Raw genomic sequence first — 214 nt, 5'->3', positions numbered from 1 at the left:
GTCCGGGCGGCGTCCTCGGACGTCGAGGAGGCGCCGAGCAGCATCCGCACGATGCGGAGAACGGCCCCGGTCGCCCAGACGACCGGGAACATCGAGCGGCGCAGGCCGAGCAGCTGTCGATACTGGCGCGGGAGCGAGGCGACCGCCCCGGCGAACATCACCCGGTAGAACGGCAGCATCCCGCGTCGCAGCGGCGGATTGCGGATGAAGCGCA

1 pseudogene is annotated in these 214 nt (G+C 72.0%); it reads right to left on the bottom strand.

From position 1 onward, the window contains the following. Positions 1–214: pseudogene (locus QN350_RS19895) on the bottom strand (DUF2236 domain-containing protein); the annotation flags it as partial.

This window comes from Cryobacterium sp. 10I5, assembly GCF_035019865.1.
GTDB classification, from domain to species: domain Bacteria; phylum Actinomycetota; class Actinomycetes; order Actinomycetales; family Microbacteriaceae; genus Cryobacterium; species Cryobacterium breve_A.
Note: the sequence above shows the minus strand (reverse complement) of the source record. Positions and strands in the feature narration are given on the sequence as shown.